General features: G+C 70.0%; 4 protein-coding genes. 1 reads left to right on the top strand and 3 read right to left on the bottom strand.

Going from position 1 to position 4,175, the window contains the following annotated elements; translation table 11 throughout:
- Positions 1-143: 143 nt before the first annotated feature.
- Genes K0M70_RS11890 through rpoE form a run of 3 tightly spaced genes read right to left on the bottom strand, consistent with a single transcriptional unit; the run spans position 144 to position 1,879 of the window.
- On the bottom strand, positions 144-596 hold the full coding sequence (locus K0M70_RS11890) for a SoxR reducing system RseC family protein (protein ID WP_290782196.1): 453 nt from the start codon (positions 594-596) through the stop codon (positions 144-146).
- A 48-nt stretch (positions 597-644) separates the two neighbouring features.
- Complete coding sequence (locus K0M70_RS11885) at positions 645-1,289, bottom strand: sigma-E factor negative regulatory protein (RefSeq protein ID WP_290782193.1); 645 nt, start codon at positions 1,287-1,289, stop codon at positions 645-647.
- Positions 1,286-1,879: an RNA polymerase sigma factor RpoE gene (rpoE, locus tag K0M70_RS11880; RefSeq protein WP_290782191.1), complete on the bottom strand. Its 594-nt coding sequence runs from the start codon at positions 1,877-1,879 to the stop codon at positions 1,286-1,288. Before rpoE ends, K0M70_RS11885 begins: the two co-directional genes overlap by 4 nt.
- 152 nt (positions 1,880-2,031) lie before the next feature.
- On the opposite strand from rpoE, the gene K0M70_RS11875 reads away from it, so the two are divergent.
- Positions 2,032-4,062, top strand: coding sequence for a 3-hydroxyacyl-CoA dehydrogenase NAD-binding domain-containing protein (locus K0M70_RS11875; RefSeq protein WP_290782188.1), 2,031 nt, complete (start codon positions 2,032-2,034; stop codon positions 4,060-4,062).
- The last annotated feature ends 113 nt before the right edge of the window (positions 4,063-4,175 follow it).

Genomic DNA, 4,175 nt, shown 5'->3' with positions numbered 1-4,175 from the left:
GGGGGGGGGGGCGTTTTCCACTTTTTGTTTTAATCTTGTTGGGCTCCCCGGGGGGGGGTTGGGCGCCGCGGCGGGCGCCTGTGCCTGCGCGGCAGGCAGCGCCAGGGCCATGACAAGGGCGAAGGCAGGGAGGTGGGGCAGTCTCATGGGCGATCACTCATGCTGGGAACGAAGGGAACAGGCCGGCCTGGAAGCCGCAGCTGCGGCTCGGGCAGGCAGGCCTTGGACGAACGTACGGCCGCGAAAGTTCCGCCCACCAGGCCCAGCAGCGTCAGCAGATCGGCATGGCGGCCCCAGAGCAGGCCGGCGCCGAAGCCCAGCCCGGCGCCCAGCAGCAGACCCAGCCACGCCATGCCGTAACCGCGCCAGGCGGCGCGACGCAGGCTGGCATCGTCCAGGCAAAGCCGCAGCGGCTGGCCGATGCTCACGGGCAGGTGGACCGGGGCAGGCATCTCGAACTCGCCGCTGGCGTTGGTGGCGAACAGGCTGCAGCGGCCCGCACAGCCGCCCGAACAGCCGTCGCAGGCGCTGCCCAGCAGGCGCAGCCGCAGGCGGCCCGCCGCACTGCCGCAGACCTCGACATCGCGCTCAGCCACGGCGCGGCGCGCGGCGGCTGCCAGCGCCGGGCCCTTGCCGGCCCGGCCTCATCGCGCGTCCGGAGTTTGCGCAGCGCGATGGCCGCTGTCGCCATCCGCAGGCGGTGGCGCCGAAACAACACCACTGCGCGCGGGGGGCCAGGCCTGGCCGCGAACCAACAGGCCGTCCCGGTCACGCGCATCCATCTGCAGCGGCGACCGGGGCCAGGCTTGCGCGCCCCGGAGCACCAGCGGGAAATCACGCACCGACGGCAATGGCGACATGGGCGGCACGGCCTCGGTGATGGCGTTGGGCATGGGCGAAAGCGCGGGCTCGGTCGGTGCCAGGGCCGACTCACTGGCCGCCTGGGGGCGGCTGGGGTCCACCGCCAGGATGCCGGGTAGCATGACCGCGGCCACGACCAGGGCCGCCGCCGAAGCCAGCCAGGCAAGGCGCGGCCGCTGCGGCTGCGGCTGGGCATGGTTGGCTGCCGGCGCCGTGGCGGCGGCGACCCGATCGGCAAAGCCCTTATCCATCGCCCGCACCGGCACGCGCTTCAGGCAGGCGGAGGCGACCTGCCAGCGCTCGAACTGTTCGCGCAGGGCCACGTCGCTGCCGAGGCGGCGCTGCAGGAACCGCGCCTCGTCGGGCGGCAGTGCGCCATCCATCCAGGCGCTGAGCTGTTCCAGTAGCAAGGGGTCGATGGCGGTCATGGTCGGACTCGCTGGTTGTCCACCAGGGGGCGCAGCTGCCGGTCGATCGCCTCGCGGGCGCGGAATATCCGCGACCGCACCGTGCCGATCGGGCACTGCATCAACAGCGCGATTTCTTCGTAGCTGCGGCCATCCACCTCGCGCAGGGTGATGGCTTGGCGGAGTTCTTCGGGAAGCGCGGCGACCGTTTCGTTCACTGTTTGTTCCATTTCCTCGCGCAGCAGGTTGTGCTCGGGCGTGTCGTGGTCGTGCAGCCGCCCGCCGCCGGCGTGGTGTTCGGCGTCCTCCACCGCGATGTCGGCGGTGGGCGGGCGGCGCTTCATGGTGACGAGGTGGTTCTTGGCGGTGTTCACGGCAATCCGGTAAAGCCACGTGTGGAACTGCGAGTCGCCGCGGAAGTTCCCCAGCGCCCGGTAGGCGCGGATGAACGCTTCCTGGGTGACGTCCTGGCTTTCGGCGTGGTCGGGCACGAACCGGTACACCACCGCGCCAATCCGGTGCTGGTACTTGCGCACCAGCAGGTCGAACGCCGAGTTGTCGCCAGCTTGCGCACGCTTGACCAGGTCCAGGTCCAGTTGATCGTCGCCCATCCGGGCCGCTGCTCCTGCGGCCGTCCGGGCCGCTTGTGGGACATTGTCCGCCGGGGAAAGTTCCTTCACCGGGGCAAGCCCGGCGTTGACCCCCCGGGGTCCTGCCCGGATGATACGTCCTCCCTTCCCTACCCCAACGTATGGAGACCGCCATGTTCGACGGACTTCGCCTTGCCCATTGGCAGGCCAACCGCCGCCCCGACGGCATCCTGGTGCTCACGCTCGATCGTTCCGACCAGGGCGTGAACGCGCTGTCCCGGGGCGTGCTGGACGAACTCGAGGCCATGATCGAGCGCATCGCGCTGGAACTGCCCAAGGGCATCGTCATCATTTCAGGCAAGGCGGCCGGCTTCATTCCCGGCGCCGACATCAAGGGTTTCGAGGAAATCGCCGCCAAGGGCCTGGTCGAAGACTGGATCCGCCGCGGCCAACTGGTCTTCCAGAAGCTGGCCGAACTGCGCTGCCCCACCGTGGCCGCCATCCACGGCCACTGCATGGGCGGCGGCACCGAGATCGCCCTGGCCTGCCGCTACCGCATCGCCAGCCGCGACGAAAAAACCCGCATCGGCCTGCCCGAGATCAAACTCGGCATCTACCCGGGCTGGGGCGGCAGCGTTCGCGCGCCGCGCCTGATCGGCGCGCCCGCCGCGATGGACCTGATGCTCACTGGCCGCAGCCTCTCCGCTTCGGCGGCCAAGGCCATGGGCCTGGTGGACCGCGTGGTCGAGCCGGCCAACCTGCTCGACGAGGCGGTGAAGCTGGCCCAGCGCGGCACGACCCGTCCGCCCAAGCAGCGCCTGCTCGCCTGGGCCACCAACACCGGCCTGGGACGCGCGCTGCTGGCGCCCCAGATGACCAAGCAGGTGGCCCGCAAGGCGCGCAAGGAACATTACCCCGCGCCGTTCGTGCTGATCGACACCTGGCGCCGCAGCGGCGGCCTGCCCATCCACGCCGCACTGAAGGCCGAAGCCAAATCGGTGGTGAAGCTGGCGGGCACGCCCACCGCGCACAACCTGGTCCGCGTGTTTTTCCTGATGGACCGGCTCAAGGGCCTGGGCGGCAAGGACCGCGGTATCCAGAAAGTGCACGTGGTGGGCGCCGGCGTGATGGGCGGCGACATCGCCGCCTGGTGCGCGCTGCGCGGCTTTGACGTCACGCTGCAGGACCGCGAGATGAAGTTCATCCAGCCGGCGCTGGACCGCGCCGCGGCGCTGTTCGCCAAGAAGGTGAAGGACGAGGCCAAGCGTGCCGCCACGTCGGCGCGCCTGAAGGCCGACGTCGAAGGCGCGGGCGTGGCCGATGCCGACCTGGTCATCGAAGCCATCTTCGAGAACCTCGAAGCCAAGCAGGCCCTGTTCGCCAAGGTGGAGGAAACGCTCAAGCCCGGCGCAATCCTGGTGTCCAATACCTCGTCCATCCCGCTCACCGACCTGCGCACGGGCCGGAAAGACCCTGCGCGCTTCGCCGGCCTGCACTACTTCAACCCGGTGGCGCTGATGCCGCTGGTGGAGATCGTGCGCCACGACCAGCTGGACCCGGAAACCGAGCGCCGGCTGGCGGCTTTCTGCAGGGCCATCGACAAGCTGCCGATCCCGGTGGCGGGCACGCCTGGCTTCCTGGTCAACCGCATCCTGGCGCCCTACATGCAGGAAGCCATCATCGCTTTCTCCGAAGGCATCCCGGGCCCGGTGATCGACAAGGTGGCGCTGAAGTTCGGCATGCCGATGGGCCCGATCGAACTGGTGGACACGGTGGGCCTGGATGTCGCCGCCAGCGTCGGCAAGATCATGGCCGACTTCCATGGCCAGGTGCTGCCGGAAGCCTTCAAGGTGGAAGAAGGACGGCGCGGCAAGAAGGACGGCCAGGGCCTTTACAAGTGGGAAAACGGCCGCGCCGTAAAGCCCGAGGTGGCCAAGGACTACCAGGCGCCCGAGGACCTGGAGGACCGGCTGATCCTTCCCCTGCTCAATGAAGCGGTGTCGTGCCTGCACGACGGCGTGGTGGCCGATGCCGACCTGCTGGACGCCGGCGTGATCTTCGGCACCGGCTTCGCGCCGTTCCGCGGCGGCCCCATCCAGCACATCAAGGCCGTCGGCGCCGACAAGCTCAAGGCGCGCCTGGACACGCTGCACACCCGCTACGGCGCCCGCTTCAAGCCGCGCGCGGGCTGGGACCAGCTGTAACCTGCGCCGTCAGCTGCAGCCGATCAGCTTGAGCTGCTGCCCGGTGCGGATGACGTAGGGAGAACGCAGGCCGTTGGCGCGCGCCAGCGGTCCGGGGGGGCGGCCCCCCCGCC

Origin of the sequence: Arenimonas sp., from assembly GCF_019459675.1 — a bacterium.
Lineage (GTDB): Bacteria > Pseudomonadota > Gammaproteobacteria > Xanthomonadales > Xanthomonadaceae > Arenimonas.
This window is presented reverse-complemented; position numbering and strand designations above follow the sequence as displayed.